General features: G+C 64.3%; 17 protein-coding genes. 6 read left to right on the top strand and 11 right to left on the bottom strand.

The window, feature by feature from the left end; all coding sequences use genetic code 11:
• The first annotated feature begins 42 nt into the window (after positions 1–42).
• Complete coding sequence (gene hppD, locus ACLRDN_RS08270) at positions 43–1,161, top strand: 4-hydroxyphenylpyruvate dioxygenase (RefSeq protein WP_413459739.1); 1,119 nt, start codon at positions 43–45, stop codon at positions 1,159–1,161.
• 184 nt (positions 1,162–1,345) lie between these two features.
• A complete protein-coding gene (locus tag ACLRDN_RS08265; RefSeq protein ID WP_413459738.1) occupies positions 1,346–1,693 on the top strand; it encodes a hypothetical protein in 348 nt (115 codons plus the stop codon).
• A gap of 12 nt (positions 1,694–1,705) precedes the next feature.
• Here ACLRDN_RS08265 and ACLRDN_RS08260 read toward each other — a convergent pair whose 3' ends face one another.
• From ACLRDN_RS08260 to ACLRDN_RS08230, 7 genes are all read right to left on the bottom strand, one after another.
• Positions 1,706–3,076, bottom strand: a complete 1,371-nt coding sequence (locus ACLRDN_RS08260; protein WP_413459737.1) for an MFS transporter — start codon at positions 3,074–3,076, stop codon at positions 1,706–1,708.
• 76 nt (positions 3,077–3,152) lie between these two features.
• Positions 3,153–4,001 (bottom strand): ABC transporter substrate-binding protein, encoded by an 849-nt coding sequence (locus ACLRDN_RS08255; protein WP_413459736.1) that lies wholly within the window; start codon positions 3,999–4,001, stop codon positions 3,153–3,155.
• Between the two features lie 252 nt (positions 4,002–4,253).
• Entirely contained in the window at positions 4,254–4,958 is a 705-nt protein-coding gene (locus ACLRDN_RS08250) for an ABC transporter ATP-binding protein (protein ID WP_413460367.1), read from the bottom strand.
• Entirely contained in the window at positions 4,958–5,734 is a 777-nt protein-coding gene (gene livG, locus ACLRDN_RS08245; RefSeq protein ID WP_413459735.1) for a high-affinity branched-chain amino acid ABC transporter ATP-binding protein LivG, read from the bottom strand. The genes ACLRDN_RS08250 and livG overlap by 1 nt, the downstream gene beginning before the upstream one ends.
• The gene (locus ACLRDN_RS08240; RefSeq protein WP_413459734.1) at positions 5,731–6,957 is read right to left on the bottom strand and encodes a high-affinity branched-chain amino acid ABC transporter permease LivM; all 1,227 of its coding nucleotides are present in this window, start codon (positions 6,955–6,957) and stop codon (positions 5,731–5,733) included. Before ACLRDN_RS08240 ends, livG begins: the two co-directional genes overlap by 4 nt.
• 43 nt (positions 6,958–7,000) lie before the next feature.
• A complete protein-coding gene (gene livH / locus ACLRDN_RS08235; RefSeq protein WP_034350126.1) occupies positions 7,001–7,927 on the bottom strand; it encodes a high-affinity branched-chain amino acid ABC transporter permease LivH in 927 nt (308 codons plus the stop codon).
• A 99-nt stretch (positions 7,928–8,026) separates the two neighbouring features.
• Positions 8,027–9,148, bottom strand: a complete 1,122-nt coding sequence (locus ACLRDN_RS08230) for a branched-chain amino acid ABC transporter substrate-binding protein (RefSeq protein WP_039790367.1) — start codon at positions 9,146–9,148, stop codon at positions 8,027–8,029.
• A 412-nt stretch (positions 9,149–9,560) separates the two neighbouring features.
• Here ACLRDN_RS08230 and ACLRDN_RS08225 point away from each other — a divergent pair, with 412 nt between their 5' ends.
• Positions 9,561–10,373 carry a phosphodiester glycosidase family protein gene (locus ACLRDN_RS08225; protein WP_413459733.1) on the top strand — a complete coding sequence of 271 codons (813 nt, stop codon included), beginning with the start codon at positions 9,561–9,563 and terminating at the stop codon, positions 10,371–10,373.
• Positions 10,374–10,740: 367 nt separating this feature from the next.
• Here ACLRDN_RS08225 and ACLRDN_RS08220 read toward each other — a convergent pair whose 3' ends face one another.
• On the bottom strand, positions 10,741–11,025 hold the full coding sequence (locus tag ACLRDN_RS08220; protein ID WP_034338034.1) for a hypothetical protein: 285 nt from the start codon (positions 11,023–11,025) through the stop codon (positions 10,741–10,743).
• 220 nt (positions 11,026–11,245) lie between these two features.
• Between ACLRDN_RS08220 and ACLRDN_RS08215 the strand changes: the two genes are divergently transcribed.
• The 3 genes from ACLRDN_RS08215 to ACLRDN_RS08205 all read left to right on the top strand — a co-directional run bounded on the left by ACLRDN_RS08215 (position 11,246) and on the right by ACLRDN_RS08205 (position 13,058).
• Positions 11,246–12,112, top strand: a complete 867-nt coding sequence (locus ACLRDN_RS08215; protein ID WP_413459732.1) for a M15 family metallopeptidase — start codon at positions 11,246–11,248, stop codon at positions 12,110–12,112.
• A gap of 142 nt (positions 12,113–12,254) precedes the next feature.
• The gene (locus ACLRDN_RS08210; protein WP_413459731.1) at positions 12,255–12,455 is read left to right on the top strand and encodes a hypothetical protein; all 201 of its coding nucleotides are present in this window, start codon (positions 12,255–12,257) and stop codon (positions 12,453–12,455) included.
• A 126-nt stretch (positions 12,456–12,581) separates the two neighbouring features.
• Complete coding sequence (locus ACLRDN_RS08205; protein WP_413459730.1) at positions 12,582–13,058, top strand: N-acetyltransferase family protein; 477 nt, start codon at positions 12,582–12,584, stop codon at positions 13,056–13,058.
• 22 nt (positions 13,059–13,080) lie between these two features.
• On the opposite strand, the gene ACLRDN_RS08200 is transcribed toward ACLRDN_RS08205, so the two are convergent.
• From ACLRDN_RS08200 to cysW, 3 genes are read right to left on the bottom strand one after another with little or no spacing between them, the layout of a single operon-like run.
• Positions 13,081–14,016, bottom strand: coding sequence for a CysB family HTH-type transcriptional regulator (locus tag ACLRDN_RS08200; RefSeq protein ID WP_413459729.1), 936 nt, complete (start codon positions 14,014–14,016; stop codon positions 13,081–13,083).
• Entirely contained in the window at positions 14,013–15,092 is a 1,080-nt protein-coding gene (locus ACLRDN_RS08195) for a sulfate/molybdate ABC transporter ATP-binding protein (RefSeq protein ID WP_413459728.1), read from the bottom strand. Before ACLRDN_RS08195 ends, ACLRDN_RS08200 begins: the two co-directional genes overlap by 4 nt.
• 9 nt (positions 15,093–15,101) lie before the next feature.
• A complete protein-coding gene (gene cysW, locus ACLRDN_RS08190; RefSeq protein WP_413459727.1) occupies positions 15,102–16,007 on the bottom strand; it encodes a sulfate ABC transporter permease subunit CysW in 906 nt (301 codons plus the stop codon).

The raw sequence follows: 16,007 nt of genomic DNA, 5'->3' as shown, positions 1-16,007 counted from the left end.
TGGGCCGCGCTTGCCGGCCCTCCCCACACGAGGAGACACCAGATGGGCCACGCAGACACCCAGTTCGCCACCGCAGCCGCCACCAGCAACACCCAAAACACCAGCGGCGACCTGTTCGACAACCCCATGGGCACCGACGGCTTCGAGTTCGTCGAGTACACCGCCGCCGACCCGGCCGGCATTGCCGCCGTGCTGGAGCTGATGGGCTTCACCGCAGTCGCGCGCCACCGCTCCAAGAACGTCACCCTGTATCGCCAGGGCCAGATCAATTTCATCCTCAACGGCGAACCCGGCAGCAATGCCGCCGCCTTCGCCCAGGTGCACGGCGCCTCGGTGAATGCCATGGCTTTCCGCGTCAAGGATGCGGCCCATGTGTACAAACGCGCACTCGAACTGGGTGCTGAAGGGGTGGAAGCCAAGCTGGGCCCGATGGAACTGAACATTCCCGCCATTCGCGGCATCGGCGGTTCGCTCCTCTACCTGGTGGACCGCTATGGCGACCATGGCTCCATCTATGACGTCGACTTCCAGTTCTTCCCCGGCGTGGAGCGCAATCCCAAGGGCGTGGGCCTGACCTACATCGACCACCTGACCCACAACGTCATGCGCGGCGCCATGGACGCCTGGTCGTCGTTCTACACGCGCCTGTTCAACTTCCGCGAGATCAAGTATTTCGACATCGAAGGCAAGGTCACCGGCCTGCGTTCGCGCGCCATGACCAGCCCCTGCGGCAAGATCCGCATCCCCATCAACGAGAGTGCCGACGACAAGTCGCAGATCGAGGAATTCATCAAGCAGTACAACGGCGAAGGTATCCAGCACATCGCCCTGGGTACCGACGACATCTACCAGACCGTGCGCGCGCTCTATGCCCGTGGCGTGCCGCTGCAGGACACCATCGCCACCTACTATGACCTGGTGGAACGCCGCATCCCCGGCCATGGCGAAGACCTCGCTGCCCTGCGTGAGCTCAAGATCCTGATCGACGGCGCGCCTACCGACGGCCAGGGCCTGCTGCTGCAGATCTTCACGCAGAACCTGATCGGGCCGGTGTTCTATGAAATCATCCAGCGCAAGGGCAATGACGGCTTTGGCGAGGGCAATTTCAAGGCCCTCTTCGAATCGATCGAACTGGACCAGATGCGCCGTGGCGTGATCTGATCCCCCCTCCCTGCGAGCCGGCTGGTCGCCCTCTTTGGAGTGGCCAGCAACAAGGCGCAGCGCCCTCCGGGGCCTGCGCCTTTTCTTTTTTTTACTTTCCGTGGCTCAAGCTTTGCCGTGGGCTGCCGTAAATTGAAGCAGTAGTCCCCTTGCAATCCTTGCGCCCCGCCGGGCTGGAGTTCGCATGAACGTCGCGTATGAACAAGAACAACCTGTCCACGCAGAAGTCGCAGTGGCAGACACGCTGGACCATGACCCCACCGAGCTGGTGGCGCAACTGAGCCATCGCATCCTGATCCTGCAACAGCAGGCGCAGTCGCTGGCCCGCTTCCCGGCCAACCGGGATGGCAAGCAGCAGCGCCAGTTGCTGCAGCAGCAGATCCGCACGCTCTACCAGCAACTGTTTGCGCTGGAACAGCAGCAGGCGCAATTGCGCCGCCGCAATGAAAACTACCTCAGCATGGCACTCTCGGTCGCCGCCCACGCCGCCCACCATCACGCCCACGGCGAGACGCTGGCGCCGGCCCTGTAACGCCTGCGCGCCTCAATAGCGCAGCCGCGACAGGCTCACCAGGCAAGCCGCGCCCGCCAGGGCCGCGGCAAAGCACAGCACCGGCGCATAAGGTGCCGCCGATATCCCCATGAGCATGGCCACTACCGACGCCCCCACCGTCTGCCCGGTCAGGCGCGCGGTTCCCAGCATGCCGCTGGCGCCGCCGGTGCGCTCGCGCGGCGCCGCGCTGATCATGGTGCGGTTGTTGGGCGACTGGAACAGCCCGAAGCCAATGCCACAGACCGCAAACATGGCCAGCGTCATGCCATCGGGCGTGCTGCGCTCCACCGTCAGCAAGGCCAGCAATCCCAGGCACATCACGGCCAGCCCGATCCCGCCCAGCAAACCCGCCGAGATGCGGTCCGAGAGCTTGCCGGCCACCACGCCGGTCAGCGCCACGGCCACCGGCCAGGCCGTAAGCAGCATGCCGGCACGCGCCGCGCTCATGCCCAGGTAATCCTGCAGCATGAAGGGCAGCATCACGAAGACCGCCATCTGCGCCGCGAAAGAGCAGAACGAGGTACCGATGGAGAGCGCAAACAGCGGTATGCGCAGCAAGTCCAGCGGCAGCATGGGGGCGCTTGCGGACTGCAGCTTGAGCAGCAGGACCAGGCTGATGGCGGTGAGCAGCGCGCAGCCTGCCACCACCCAGCCGCCCTGCAGGTGGCCGACGGCGTCGATGGTATAGAGCAGCAGCCCGATGAAACCCATGCACAGCAAGGCACTCTGGCGGTCGAAACGGCGCGGCGAGAGCGGATTGGCCGGCAAGGCGCGGCTGCCCACGGCCAGCGCCGCCAGGCCCAGCGGGATATTGATCAGGAACAGCCAGTGCCAGGAAGCCAGGTGCAGGATCAGGCCCGCCACGCTGGGGCCCAGCGCATTGCCGGTGCCGGCCACCAGGGCGTTGTAGCCGATGGCCCGGCCCAGCTGCCGGGCCGGATAGATGAAGCGGATGAGCGCCGTATTGACCGAGAGGATACCGGCCGCACCCAGCCCCTGCAGCACCCGCGCCAGGCTCAGTTGCAGCATGTCGCCGCTGGCCGCGCACGCCAGCGAGGCCAGCGTGAAGAGAAACAGCCCGCCCAGGTACACCCTTCGGTAGCCGATCACTTCCCCCAGCGAGGCCAGCGGCAGCAGGCACACGGCCATGGCGATCTGGTAGCTGTTGATGACCCAGATGGCATCGGCATTGCTGGCCTTGAGATCGGCGGCCATGGCCGGCAGCGCCAGGTTGGCGATGGAGCCATCGAGTACGGCGATGCTCAGGCCCAGCACGACGGTTGCAATGGCCAGCAGGCGCTGGCGCGGTGGCAGGCCATCGTGGTCGTGGGAAGAGGAAGGCGGGACGGTAGTGACGGACATGGTGCGGCCGGGCGTGCCGGAAAAGCGAAGAATGAAAAAAGGAATGGGCGCCGCAGCGCCCAGGTCGATGAGTGCGTCAGCCCGCCTGGCGGAAGGCCGAGATGGGGGTCAGCTTCTTGTCGCGGGGAATGTTGAACTTGGTCTTGGGACCGAACCACTTGACCCACAGGGCATCGATCTGGCCGTCCTTCTCCATGGCGGCCAGGGCCAGGTTGACCGCATCGAGCAGCCGGCGCTCGCCCTTCTTGACGCCCAGCGCGGTCGGCTCCCAGGCCAGCGCACCTTCGACGAAGCGGAAACGCCCGCCGGATTCATTGACGAAACGAACGCCCGAGGGCATCGAAATGGCCAGTGCATCGGCCTGGCCCTGGGCCAATGCCAGGAAGGATTGCGGCGTGTCGGCGAACGTCAGCAGGGTGGCCCGGCGCAAAACGCGGCGCGCAGCCTGCTCCGGGGTGGAGCCCCGATTGGCGCTGATGCGCTTGCCCTCCAGGTCCGAGACCAGGTTCAGGCCGGAGTCGCTCTGCACGATCAGCTTGATCGGATTCTGATAGTGCGAGGCGGTGAAATCGATCTGGCGCGCCCGTTCATGGGTATAGCCCAGCGCCGCCGAGACGATATCGACGTCACCCTGCATCAGCGCCGGCAAGCGCGCTTCCACGGTCAGGCTGCGCTGGCGCATCTTCACGCCCAGCTTGGCTGCAATGGCGCTGCACATGTCCACATCGAAGCCGACGATCTGGCCGCTCTGCGGATCGGCGAAGCCCAGCGGCTCATTGCTGGCCAGCGTGGCGCAGATCAGCGAGCCGCGCGCCTGGATCTCCTCCAGACGGTCGGCGCGAGCCGCAGCCGGAACACTCCAGGCACAGGCCAGCAGCAGGCTGCCCATGCCCAGTTGCTTCAGGTGCTGCGAAATCTTTTTCATGCTTTTCCTCATCGAGTGTCGAGCATAGCCCGAAACAATCCCGCATGTCACTCGCAGGAAACAGTTCCCAGCACAGTTGCAAACAAAACCAGACACTTGCCAATACAGTTGCCTGACAGTAGCAGGGACACATCAGCTGACATGACATGTACAGGGTGGCCTCGCTACCAGACACTGCCCGCCCCTCTCCCCCAAAAAAAACGGCCCGGTCGAATGAAGACCGGGCCGTCACGGGCAGGGTGGATGGCAGGCTCAGCCGTGTCCGAGATAAGCCTTGCGCACGTCGCTGTTGGCCAGCAGGTTGGCACCGGTATCGGACATGACCACGTGGCCGTTTTCCAGCACGTAGCCACGGTCGGCCACGCCCAGCGCCTTGTTGGCATTCTGCTCGACCAGGAACACGGTCACGCCGCTGTCGCGGATGGTGCGGATGATCTCGAAGATCTGCGCAATCACCAGCGGGGCCAGGCCCAGCGTGGGTTCGTCCAGCAGCAACAGGCGCGGCTTGCTCATCAGGGCGCGGCCGATGGCCAGCATCTGCTGCTCGCCGCCGGACATGGTCCCGGCCCGCTGCGCCGCGCGTTCCTTCAAACGCGGGAACAGTCCGAAGACATACGCGATGCCCTGCTCGATCTCTTCATTGCTGGCGAAGAAGGCCCCCATTTTGAGGTTTTCCAGCACGGTCAGGCTGGGGAAGACGCGCCGGCCTTCGGGCGAAATGGCCAGCCCGCGGCGCATGATCTCGTGGGTCGGCAACTGCGTGATGTCCTGCCCTTCGAAAAGCACGCGGCCGCTGGAGGCGCGCGGACGGCCGCACAGCGTCATCAGGAGCGTGGTCTTGCCGGCACCGTTGGCACCGATCAAGGTAACGATCTCGCCCTTTTCCACCGTCAGCGATACGCCGTGCAGGGCCTCGATGGCCCCGTAGTGGGTATGCACCTTGTCAAACTGCAGCATCATTCTTCTCCCAGGTAGGCCTTGATCACACGCTCGTCGCTGCGCACCTGTTCGGGGGTGCCGGTGACGATGGGCTTGCCGTGCTCCATGACCAGGATGCGGTCGGAGATGCCCATGATGAGGCTCATGTCGTGTTCGATCAGCAGCACGGCCACGCCGTGGTCGCGGCGCAGGCGGTCGATCAGTTGCGACAGCTCCTGCTTCTCCTGCGGGTTCAGGCCGGCCGCCGGTTCATCCAGCAGCAGCAGGCGCGGCTTGGTGATCATGCAGCGGGCGATTTCCACCCGGCGCTGCAGGCCATACGAGAGCGTGCCCGCCTCGCGGTTGGCCAGCGCCGTCAGGCCCAGCTGGTCCAGCCAGTAGGCCGCGCGCTGCAACGCTTCCTGCTCGGACTTGCGATAGGACGGCGTCTTCAGCAGCCCCGACAGCAGGTTGGTATTGACCTGCTGGTGTTGCGCCACCAGCAGGTTTTCCACCACGGTCATGGACTTGAAGAGGCGGATGTTCTGGAAGGTGCGCACCAGCCCTTGCTGGGCCACCTGGTGGCTGGGCTGGCGGGCAATGGAGACGCCATCGAGCGCAATCTCGCCCGAGGTCGGCTGATAGAAGCCGCTGATGCAGTTGAAGACGGTGGTCTTGCCGGCCCCGTTGGGACCGATGATGGCGAAGACTTCGCGCTCCTGCACGGCCAGCGAGACGCCATCCACGGCCAAGAGGCCGCCGAAGCGCATCGACAGGTTCGACACTTCCAGCATGGTTTTCACGGTCGGGTTCATTGCGGCAACTCCACATGCGGACGGGTGGCAGGCAGCAGTCCTTGCGGACGCCACATCATCATCAGCACCATCACCAGGCCGAAGATCAGCATGCGGTACTCGGCGAAGCTGCGCGCCAGTTCCGGCAGCACGGTCAAGAGGATCGCTGCCAGGATCACGCCCAGCTGCGAGCCCATGCCGCCCAGCACGACGATGGCCAGGATCAGGGCGGACTCGATGAAGGTGAAGGATTCCGGTGTCACCAGGCCCTGGCGGGCGGCGAAGAAGGAACCCGCCAGGCCGGCAAACGCCGCACCGAGCGTGAAGGCCGAAAGCTTCACGCGGGTCGGGTTGATGCCCAGCGAGCGGCAGGCGATCTCATCTTCACGCAGGGCTTCCCAGGCGCGGCCCATGGGCATGCGCAACAGGCGGCTGGTGACGAAATACGTAAAGAACACCATCAGCAAGGCCAGGAAATACAGGAAGATCACCATATGGCCGCCCTGGTAAGTCAGGCCCAGCAACTGGTGGAAGGTGGTGCCGTCTTCGGTCAGCGGATTGCGCGCCATGACCACACCGAACACGGTCGGCTTGGGGATGCCGGAGATGCCATCGGGGCCGCCGGTGAGGCTGGTCATGTTGTTGAGCAAGAGGCGAATGATTTCGCCAAAGCCCAGCGTAACGATGGCCAGGTAGTCACCGCGCAAACGCAGCACCGGGAAGCCCAGCAGGAAGCCGAACAGCGCGGCGGCAGCAGCCGAGAGCGGCACGCATTCCCAGAACGAGAGGCCGAAGTACTGGTTGCACAGCGCATAGGTGTAGGCACCCACGGCATAGAAACCCACGTAGCCCAGGTCGAGCAGGCCGGCGAAACCGACCACGATGTTCAGGCCCAGGCCCAGCACCACGTAGATCAGCGCTAGGGTCATCACATCGACGTAGCCGCGCGAGCCGAAGAAGGGCCACACCAGCGCGGCCATCAGCAGGATCAGCACGGCAGCGCGCTGCTGGCCCGGCTGCATGCGTGGCAGCGCCGGCAGCTTGATGCCGGCACGGCTGCGCGAGAGCGCAGGCTTGGCCAGCTGGAACAGGAACACGGCCAGCACCGCCACCAGCACCGGGGTCCAGTGGGTATTGAGGACCACGCGGTAGCCCTCCAGCTGCAGCTGCATGCCCAGCAGCGGGATGGTCAGTACGGCGGTCACCAGCGCCGCCGCCACGGCATTCTTGAAAGTCTCAGGCATCACGCCTCCTTGAATATGTCGTTGTCCGTCGAGCCGTGCGGGCTCAGACCTTTTCGATGTCGGGCTTGCCCAACAGGCCCGTGGGACGGAACAGCAGGATCAGCACCAGCAGCCCGAAGGACACCACGTCCTTGTATTCGGAAGGCAGGTAGCCGGCCGCGAAGGTCTCGGCCAGCCCCAGCAGCACGCCACCCAGCATGGCGCCGGGAATACTGCCGATGCCGCCCAGCACCGCCGCCGTGAAGGCCTTGATGCCGGCGATGAAGCCGATGTAGGGGTTGAGCTTGCCGATGGTCAGGGCGATCAGCACACCGCCGACCGCCGCCAGCATCGCACCCAGGACGAAGGTGAAGGAAATCACCTTGTTGGTATCGATGCCCAGCAGGTTGGCCATGCCCATGTCTTCAGCGCAGGCGCGGCAGGCGCGGCCCATGCGCGAGCGCGCGATGAACAGCGTCAGCGCCACCATCAGCACCAGCGTCACGCCCACGATGACCATGCGCGAATACGGCACGGTGACGGTGAAGTCGCTGCCCATCTGGAACTCCAGCGCGCCCGAGATCAGCACCGGCACCGACATGTCGCGTGCGCCCTGGCCGATCTGCACGTAGTTCTGCAGGAAGATGGACATGCCGATGGCCGAGATCAGCGGCACCAGGCGCGGGCCGCCGCGCAGCGGACGATAGGCCACGCGCTCGACGGTCCAGCCATAGAGGCCGGTCACCAGCACCGAGACGATCAGCGCGCCACCCAGCAGCAGCGGCAAGGGATAGCCGGACTGCACGCCGATGGCGGTCAAGGTCACCAGGCCGACATAGGAGGCGATCATGTAGATCTCGCCGTGGGCGAAGTTGATCATGCCGATGATGCCGTAGACCATGGTGTAGCCGATGGCGATCAAGGCATAGATCGCACCCAGCGAGAGCCCGTTGACGAGCTGCTGGGTCAGTTGAGGGAGCAATTCATTCATGAGGGAACCCATAAAGTGGAAATGCCCCATCCGGACTGCAATGGGGCATTTCGCGGTTTGACGTCAGGTCAGACAGTCAGGCCAGCGATCCGGGGCGAATCACTTGGCTTCGGTCTTGGTGGCGTCCTTGTGCCAGGTGAAGACGACGAACTTGAACGCTTTCAGGTCGCCCTTCTTGTCGTATTCGACGTTGCCGATGGGGGTCTTGAAGCTGTTGCCGTGGATGTAGGCGGCGACCTTGTCCGGGTCGGTGGACTTGGCACCGGTGATGGCATCGGCAATGATCTTCACGGCCGAATAGGCCGGCATCTGGAACGGGCCGTTGGCGTCACGCTTGGCGGCGGCGAAGGCCTTGACCAGGGCGGCGTTGGCCGGATCGGCGGCGAAGTCGGCCGGCAGGGTCACCAGCATGCCTTCGGAGGCGGGGCCGGCGATGGCGGTGATGTCCTTGTTGCCCACGCCTTCGGGGCCCATGAAGACGGCCTTGACGCCCTGTTCACGCGCCTGGCGCATGATCAGGCCCATTTCCGGGTGGTAGCCGCCGAAGTAGACGAAGTCCACGCCCTGCGACTTCAGCTTGGTGACGATGGCCGAGTAATCGCTGTCACCGGCATTGATGCCTTCGAACACCACCACCGGCACCTTGGCCGCCTCCAGCGCCGACTTCACCGACGAGGCCACGCCCTGGCCGTAGGACTGCTTGTCGTGCAGCACGGCGACCTTCTTGGGCTTGAGCTTCTCGATCACGTAGCGGGCGGCGGCAGGACCTTGCTGGTCATCGCGGCCGATGGTGCGGAAGATGAACTTGTGCGGCTTGGCTTCGGTCAGCTGCGGTGCGGTGGCCGACGGGGTAATCATGACCACGCCTTCGTTCTCGTAGATGTCGGAGGCGGGGATGGTGGAGCCGGAGCAGACGTGACCGATCACGTACTTGATGCCCTGGCTGACGATCTTGTTGGCCACGGCCACGGCCTGCTTGGGTTCACAGGCGTCGTCCATCATGACGGCTTCGAACTTGTTGCCGTTGGCGCCGCCGGCGGCGTTGATCTGTTCGATGGCGGTGAGGGCACCGGCCTTGACCATGTCGCCGTACTGGGCCACGGCACCGGTCAGGGGACCGGCGATGGCGATCTTGACGGTCTCGGCGTGGGCCACGCCGGCGAAGGCGGCAAAGGTGGCGGCGGCCAGGGCGATCTTGGTCAGACGGCTTGCAAACTTCATTGTCGTTTCCTCCAGGATGGAACGGATTCAAGAGGCGCCGTTACCTGGCCAACAGGCCGGCGCGCGTAGGGTTGTGGATACCTGACCCCGTTTTACGGGAGGCTGGCCGCAACATGGGGGCAGAGTGTAACACTGCCGTCATATGGGGCAACTTTTTTTTGAAATTTCGTCAAACCCCATCATTTATGCGCTGTGGCCTTCGATTTTTCGCACATTTCATGCTGTTTTTCTTCATTTTCCCATATTCGGTGCAAACCTGCACTGCAGCATGAGCGAATTCGGTGCAAAGTCCGCAAAGCCTTGATGGGAGCCGATTCGCGGCCGAAAACGGATTTCCCGTGGCAAGCCCGGCTTGCGCCATTTACAATACCGCCTCGCCCTTCGCATTCCCGCAGAACAAGACCTGGTTTCGATGCTTCGCTCCCCTCTTCTTCCCTCCCGCCGCCTGCGCCCTGCCCTTCTGCAACTGCTGGCCACAGCCGGTCTGCTGCCGGGACTGGTCCTGGGCGGCGCCAGCCCGCAGGCGCAGGCGGCCGAGGTGCGCCAGTACCAGTATCACCAGGTCTTCATCAGCACCTGCCGCGCCGATCCGCGCAGCGACACCATCCGCATGTACTGGAAGGACGCCAGCGGTACGCCGCTGGGCAACTTCAACCGGCTCGATGCGCATCTGCGCAGCCAGGGGCAGGAGATGGTCTGCGCCACCAATGCCGGCATCTACGACAAGCAGTTGCAGCCGCTGGGGCTGTACGTGGAAGGCGGCAACCAGCTGCGCCGCCTCAATACGCGCAAGAACGCGTATGGCAATTTCTATCTGCAGCCCAATGGGGTATTCGTGTTGAGCGAGCGCCAGGCCTACATCGTCGAGACCTCCGACTATGAAGCCGAACTGGGCCTGTGGAATGGCGTGACGCGCTACGCCACGCAATCGGGTCCGCTGATGATCGTGGACGGCAAGATCAATCCGCGCTTCGATCCCGAGTCAGCCAATACGGTGGTGCGCAATGCGGTGTGCCTGGATGCGGCCGGCATCGTCACGCTGGCCATCGCGCGCAATCCGATCAGCTTTTACGATTTCGCCAGTTTCCTTCGTGATGAGCTCAAATGCAGTGACGCCTTGTACCTGGATGGCAGCATCTCGCGCATGTATCCCACGCTGGAAGCCAATATGGGTCCGGCGTTCGGGGCCATGATTGCGGTGGTGAAGGGGCATGGGGGGAAGTAGTTCGCGCCGCTATAAAGACGGCGGAGACACAGTGTTTTGCCCTCCCGTTGGAGGGACAAAAAAAAGCCCGCAGCCAATGAACTGCGGGCAAGTTCCCTATCAAGAGGGAGGTTGAAGGAACAGTTCAACCACCCGTACGACTGCAAGCCGCAAAAAAAAGTTCGGAAAGATTTTTCCAGGAAATGCGCCATTTGCCCCCACGGGCCAGGTATCCCGCAAGATTGTTCATATTCCCGGGATACGAGCCCTTTCCAGCCCCCCAAAAGAAAACGCCGCGACAGCTGCCCGTCGCGGCGCATGCAGTGCTGTTCCCACTGCGGGAGAGGGTGCGGCGCTTGCCGTCTTGTTGGCTCTTGTTGTGAGGCGTTTACTTTTGCGTACCGCTGTCGCCAGAGGCGGCCGGGGTGCTCGGCGTGGTGGCCGAGGAATCCGAAGGCGTGGTCGGGGTCGGGGTCGCCGGGGTGGCGGTCGAGCCCGCAGCCGTACCGGAATCAGCCGGTGCCGGGGTGGTCGGGGTGCTGCTTGCCGGTGCCGGTTCGGATGCGGCCGGCGGGGTAGCGGCAGGGGTGGCAGGCGCTTCGTCGCGCTTGTTGCAACCAGCCAGCACAGCGGTGAACACGGCGGCAGCCAAGAGGGTGTGGCGAATCTTCATATGTTGCCTCCTAAAGTTGTTGAGGGGGGATTTGCCAAAATGCGGTCTGCCAGGCACAGAGTGCAGGCTTGCCGAGATCTGGCAGCTTCTGGACACCGATTATTCCCGTTCCGCCGCTCCCACGCTGTCAGAAAACGGCGCATCTTGATGTCAGCCATCACAGGCAATATGACAATCCTGACAATACATTTCCCCCTGAAAACCCGTATCATCGCCTCCCATGATGACCTTCACCGCCCGCTTCCCCGCCCTCGCCCGCCTGACCGTCCTGCGCCGCGCGCTGGCCCTTCCCGCGACCGTGCTGGCGATGGCACTGCCGCTGGCCGCCCAGGCCGACATCACGCCAATTTCCCCCGCGCAATGCGCCCAGATGCGGGCCGGCAAGGTCATCACCTCCGGCAATCCGGTCCCCTGCACGCGCCTGGCCACGGTCAGCTTCGACTACACCGATTTCGGCGGCGCCACCCGCCAGGGCAGCGTGGTGGTGCTCGACGCGCTGGCGCCGCAGGTCGAGGCGCTGTTCGGTGAACTGCTGCTGCGCTCCTTCCCGCTGGCCGGTGCGCAGGGGCTGGAAGCCTATGACGGCGACGACCAGCGCTCCATGGCCGCCAACAACAGTTCGGCCTTCAATGGCCGGCCCATGACCAGCGGCGGTGGCTGGTCCAAGCACGCCTATGGCGCGGCCATCGACATCAATCCGCTGCAGAACCCTTATGTGAGCAAGGCCGGCAGCCCCGAGCAGGAAGTCCTGCCGCCGCAAGGCGCGGCCTACCTGCAGCGCGCACCGCTGCAGCCGGGCATGGCCGAGGAGGTGGTCAGCGTGTTTTATGAACATGGATTTCTGGTCTGGGGCGGCCAGTGGAAACAACCCATCGATTACCAGCACTTCGAGATCGGCAGCCGCGGCTTCATCCAGAAACTGGCCAGCCTGCCCAAGGCCCAGGCGCGCGCCGAGTTTGAACGCTATGTGACGCGCTATCGCCAGTGCGCGCATCCCGCCACGGGCAACGCTGCCCCGCCCGCCGACGACGATGCCCCCGAAGACACGCGCCTGCGCGACCAGTGCGCCGCACGCTTGCGCAAGTAAAGCTGCCGTCCACGCCCAACAGGTAAAGATGCGCAAGTTTCGGTAAACCGGCGCAGCAGCCTCATGGTGCGCCCCTATACTGCCCCGGCAATACCGGTCTGGGCGCTGGCCCGGGGGACAGCCTTACTTGAGGAGTGCACGCATGTCGACCAATTCCATTTCCGCCGTTTATCACGGCAACGCACCGGCGGGCGGCCAGCAGGCAGCGAAGAAGCCGGCCGTCAATTTCAATGACGTCCTGAAAGCCGCCGGACAGTCCAACCAAGTGGCCCAGTCCACTTCCGCACAGCCCAGCAGTACAGATACCAGCACCTTCACCACGACACCGACCCGCACGGTGTAAGCAGAATTATCCTGCCCACCATGACAAAGGCCGGACAGTGCGCAAACACTGTCCGGCCTTTGTCCTGACACTCCGGGAAACTGACCCGGTACGGCTATACTGCGATCTCTGACGCCAGGAGCCGCCATGCCAGATCCGCTGCACCCCGAAGCCCTGCACATCCGACTTGCCCGCCAGGACGATTACCCGCAATGGAAGATCCTGTGGGACGACTACAACGCCTTCTACGGCCGCAGTGGCGCCACCGCCCTGCCCCTGGACATCACCCGTTCCACCTGGTCACGCATCCATGCGGCCGATGAGCCGGTGCACGCCCTGGTGGCTGAATCCGGTGGACGGCTGCTGGGACTGGCGCACTACCTCTATCACCGCAACACCATCCTGATCGGCCCCGCCTGCTACCTGCAGGACCTGTTCACCACCGAAGCCGCGCGCGGCCGTGGCGTGGGACGCGCACTGATCGAAGAACTGTACCGGTACGCCGCAGCGGACGGTGCCGAGCGAGTGTACTGGCACACCCACCATACCAATGCCACGGCCCGCAAGCTCTACGACCACCTGGCCGTGGATTCGGGCTTCATCGTCTATCGCAAGAACCTCTGATACCAGTTGATGCGCGCCGGGTTCAAGCCTGGGCGTTGGCCTCATTGAGCGCATTGACGATGTCGGCGCGCTTCAAGTCAGGTGCAAACTGCTGGATGAAATCGAAGGCATAGCCGCGCAGGTAGGCACCGCGCCGCACCGCCAGCCGGGCGATGTTGGCCTTGAACAGGTGGGAGGCATTGATGGCCACCATCTCCGTGTGCTTGCCCTGGTCCACCGCCATCGAGGCCACCAGGCCCACGCCCATGCCCAGCGAAACGTATTGCTGGATCACGTCCGAATCCATGGCGGTGAGCACGATGTCGGGCTCGATGCCGGCCTGGCGGAAGGCTTCGTCGATGTGGCCTCGACCGGTAAAGCCGACGTCATAGGTGATCAGCGGCCAGGTACCCAGATCCTCCAGCGTGACCTGTTCCAGCCCCAGCAGCGGATGGCCCTTCGGCACCACGATCACGTGGCTCCAGGTATAGCAGGGGAAGGACACCAGTTCCTTGAATTGCGACAGGCCTTCGGTGGCGATGCCGATGTCGGCCTTGCCCGAGATGACCCATTCGGCAATGTGTTCCGGGGCGCTTTGCTGCAGGGCGATGCGCACCTGCGGGAAGGCATCGCGGAAGGCCTGCACCACGCGCGGCAGCACGTAGCGCGCCTGGGTGTGGGTGGTGGCGATGGAGAGCGTGCCGCTCTGCTCGCCGGCGTATTCCTTGCTGGCGCGGCGCAGGTTCTCGGCCTCCAGCAGGAGCCGCTCGACGATGCCCAGGATGCCCTTGCCGGGTTCGGTCAGGCCGGTCAGGCGCTTGCCGTTGCGCTCGAAGATTTCCACGCCCAGCTCTTCTTCGAGCTCGCGAATCTGGCGGCTCACGCCGGGTTGCGAGGTGAAGAGCACATTGGCCACTTCAGTCAGGTTGAAGCCGCAGCGCGCGGCTTCGCGGATGGAACGCAGCTGTTGGAAATTCATCGTGCCTGCCCTCCGTCCTGCTGCGCAAAGACCTGCAGGCGGCGCGGACGCACGACCAGGGTCTCGCCATTCTTCAAGCCCAGTTGCGCAAAACGTTCATTGGGGATGACGGCTTCGATCAGCTCGGCATTGTCATCGCGCTCCAGTTCCAGTTGCGCCAGCGGACCGATGGCATGCGAGCGGCGCAGTTGCACCACGATGCCTTCGGCACCGGGCGAGTAGCGTTCCACATCCAGATCATGCGGACGCACGAAACCGACACCGGCCGCATCGCGGGTATCGCCGTGGCCGGGCGCCTCGAAGCGGGCACCGCCGGCGTCCAGCACGCCTTCATGCAGGCGGCCATGGAACAGGTTCACATTGCCCAGGAAGCCGTAGACGAACGGCGAAGCCGGATGGTTGTAGACCGTCTCGGGCGTGCCGATCTGCTCCACTTGCCCCTTGTTCATCAGCACCACCTGGTCGGCCACTTCCAGGGCTTCTTCCTGGTCGTGGGTGACGAAGATGCTGGTGACGTGCAGTTCATCGTGCAGGCGGCGCAGCCAGCGGCGCAGTTCCTTGCGCACCTTGGCATCGAGGGCGCCAAAGGGTTCGTCCAGCAGCAGCACGCGCGGCTCCACGGCCAATGCGCGGGCCAGTGCGATACGCTGGCGCTGGCCGCCGGAGAGTTGCGGCGGATAGCGGTCGGCCAGCCAGTCCAGCTGCACCAGCTCCAGCAGGCGCTTGACCTTCTCGCGGATGACCGCTTCCGAGGGGCGCTGGGCGCGCGGTTTCACGCGCAGGCCGAAGGCGATGTTCTCGAACACGGTCATGTGCTTGAACAGCGCATAGTGCTGGAACACGAAACCGACCTGGCGTTCGCGCACGTGGCGCACCGAAGCGTCTTCGCCATCGAGCAGCACCTGGCCCGAATCGGGCGATTCGAGACCGGCGATGATGCGCAACAGCGTGGTCTTGCCGCACCCGGAAGGGCCCAGCAAGGCCGTCAGTTCGCCCGCCGGGAAATTGAGGGACACGTCGTTGAGCGCGGTGAAGCTGCCGAAACGCTTCTGGATGTGATGGACTTCGATGCTCATGATGACTCCTTAGGCTTGTTCGCTGGCGCTGTGCTGCTGGTGCAGCCGCCACTCGATGACGCTCTTGATGGCCAGCGTGACCAGGGCCAGGAAGGCCAGCAGCGAAGCCACGGCGAAGGCGCCGGTGATGTTGAATTCGTTGTAGAGGATTTCGACCTGCAGCGGGATGGTGTTGGTCTCGCCGCGAATGTGGCCGGAGACCACCGAGACGGCACCGAACTCGCCCATGGCGCGCGCATTGCAGAGGATCACGCCATACAGCAGGCCCCACTTGATGTTGGGCAGCGTGACGTGCCAGAAGGTACGCCAGCCGGAAGCACCCAGCACCAGCGCGGCTTCTTCTTCCTCGCTGCCCTGCGACTGCATCAGCGGGATCAGTTCGCGCGCCACGAAGGGGAAGGTCACGAAGATGGTGGCCAGCACGATGCCCGGTACGGCGAAGAGGATCTTGATGTCATGCTCGCGCAGCCAGGGGCCGAAGTAGCCCTGCAGGCCGAACAGCAGCACGTAGATCAGGCCCGAGATCACCGGCGAGACCGAGAACGGCAGGTCGATCAGGGTCAGCAGCACGTTCTTGCCACGGAACTCGAACTTGGCAATCGCCCACGCGGCCGCCACGCCAAAGACCAGATTCAGCGGCACGGCGATGGCCGCGGCGACCAGGGTCAGCTTGATGGCAGACCAGGCGTCAGGCTCGGTGATGGACGCCACATAGACATCCCAGCCCTTGCGCAGCGCTTCGTAGAACACCGCCACCAGCGGCACGAACAGGAACAGGGTCAGGAAGGCCAGCGCGATGCCGATCAGCAGCGCACGCACCCACCAGGGTTCGGTGATGGCACCGGGGGTCAGCGGCGGCTCGCCACGGGCAATTGCATTGGCTTGCGGGGCAGCGGAAATGGGGGCAGCGCTCAT

Source organism: Herbaspirillum huttiense (assembly GCF_047300815.1).
GTDB lineage: Bacteria > Pseudomonadota > Gammaproteobacteria > Burkholderiales > Burkholderiaceae_D > Herbaspirillum > Herbaspirillum huttiense_A.
This window is presented reverse-complemented; position numbering and strand designations above follow the sequence as displayed.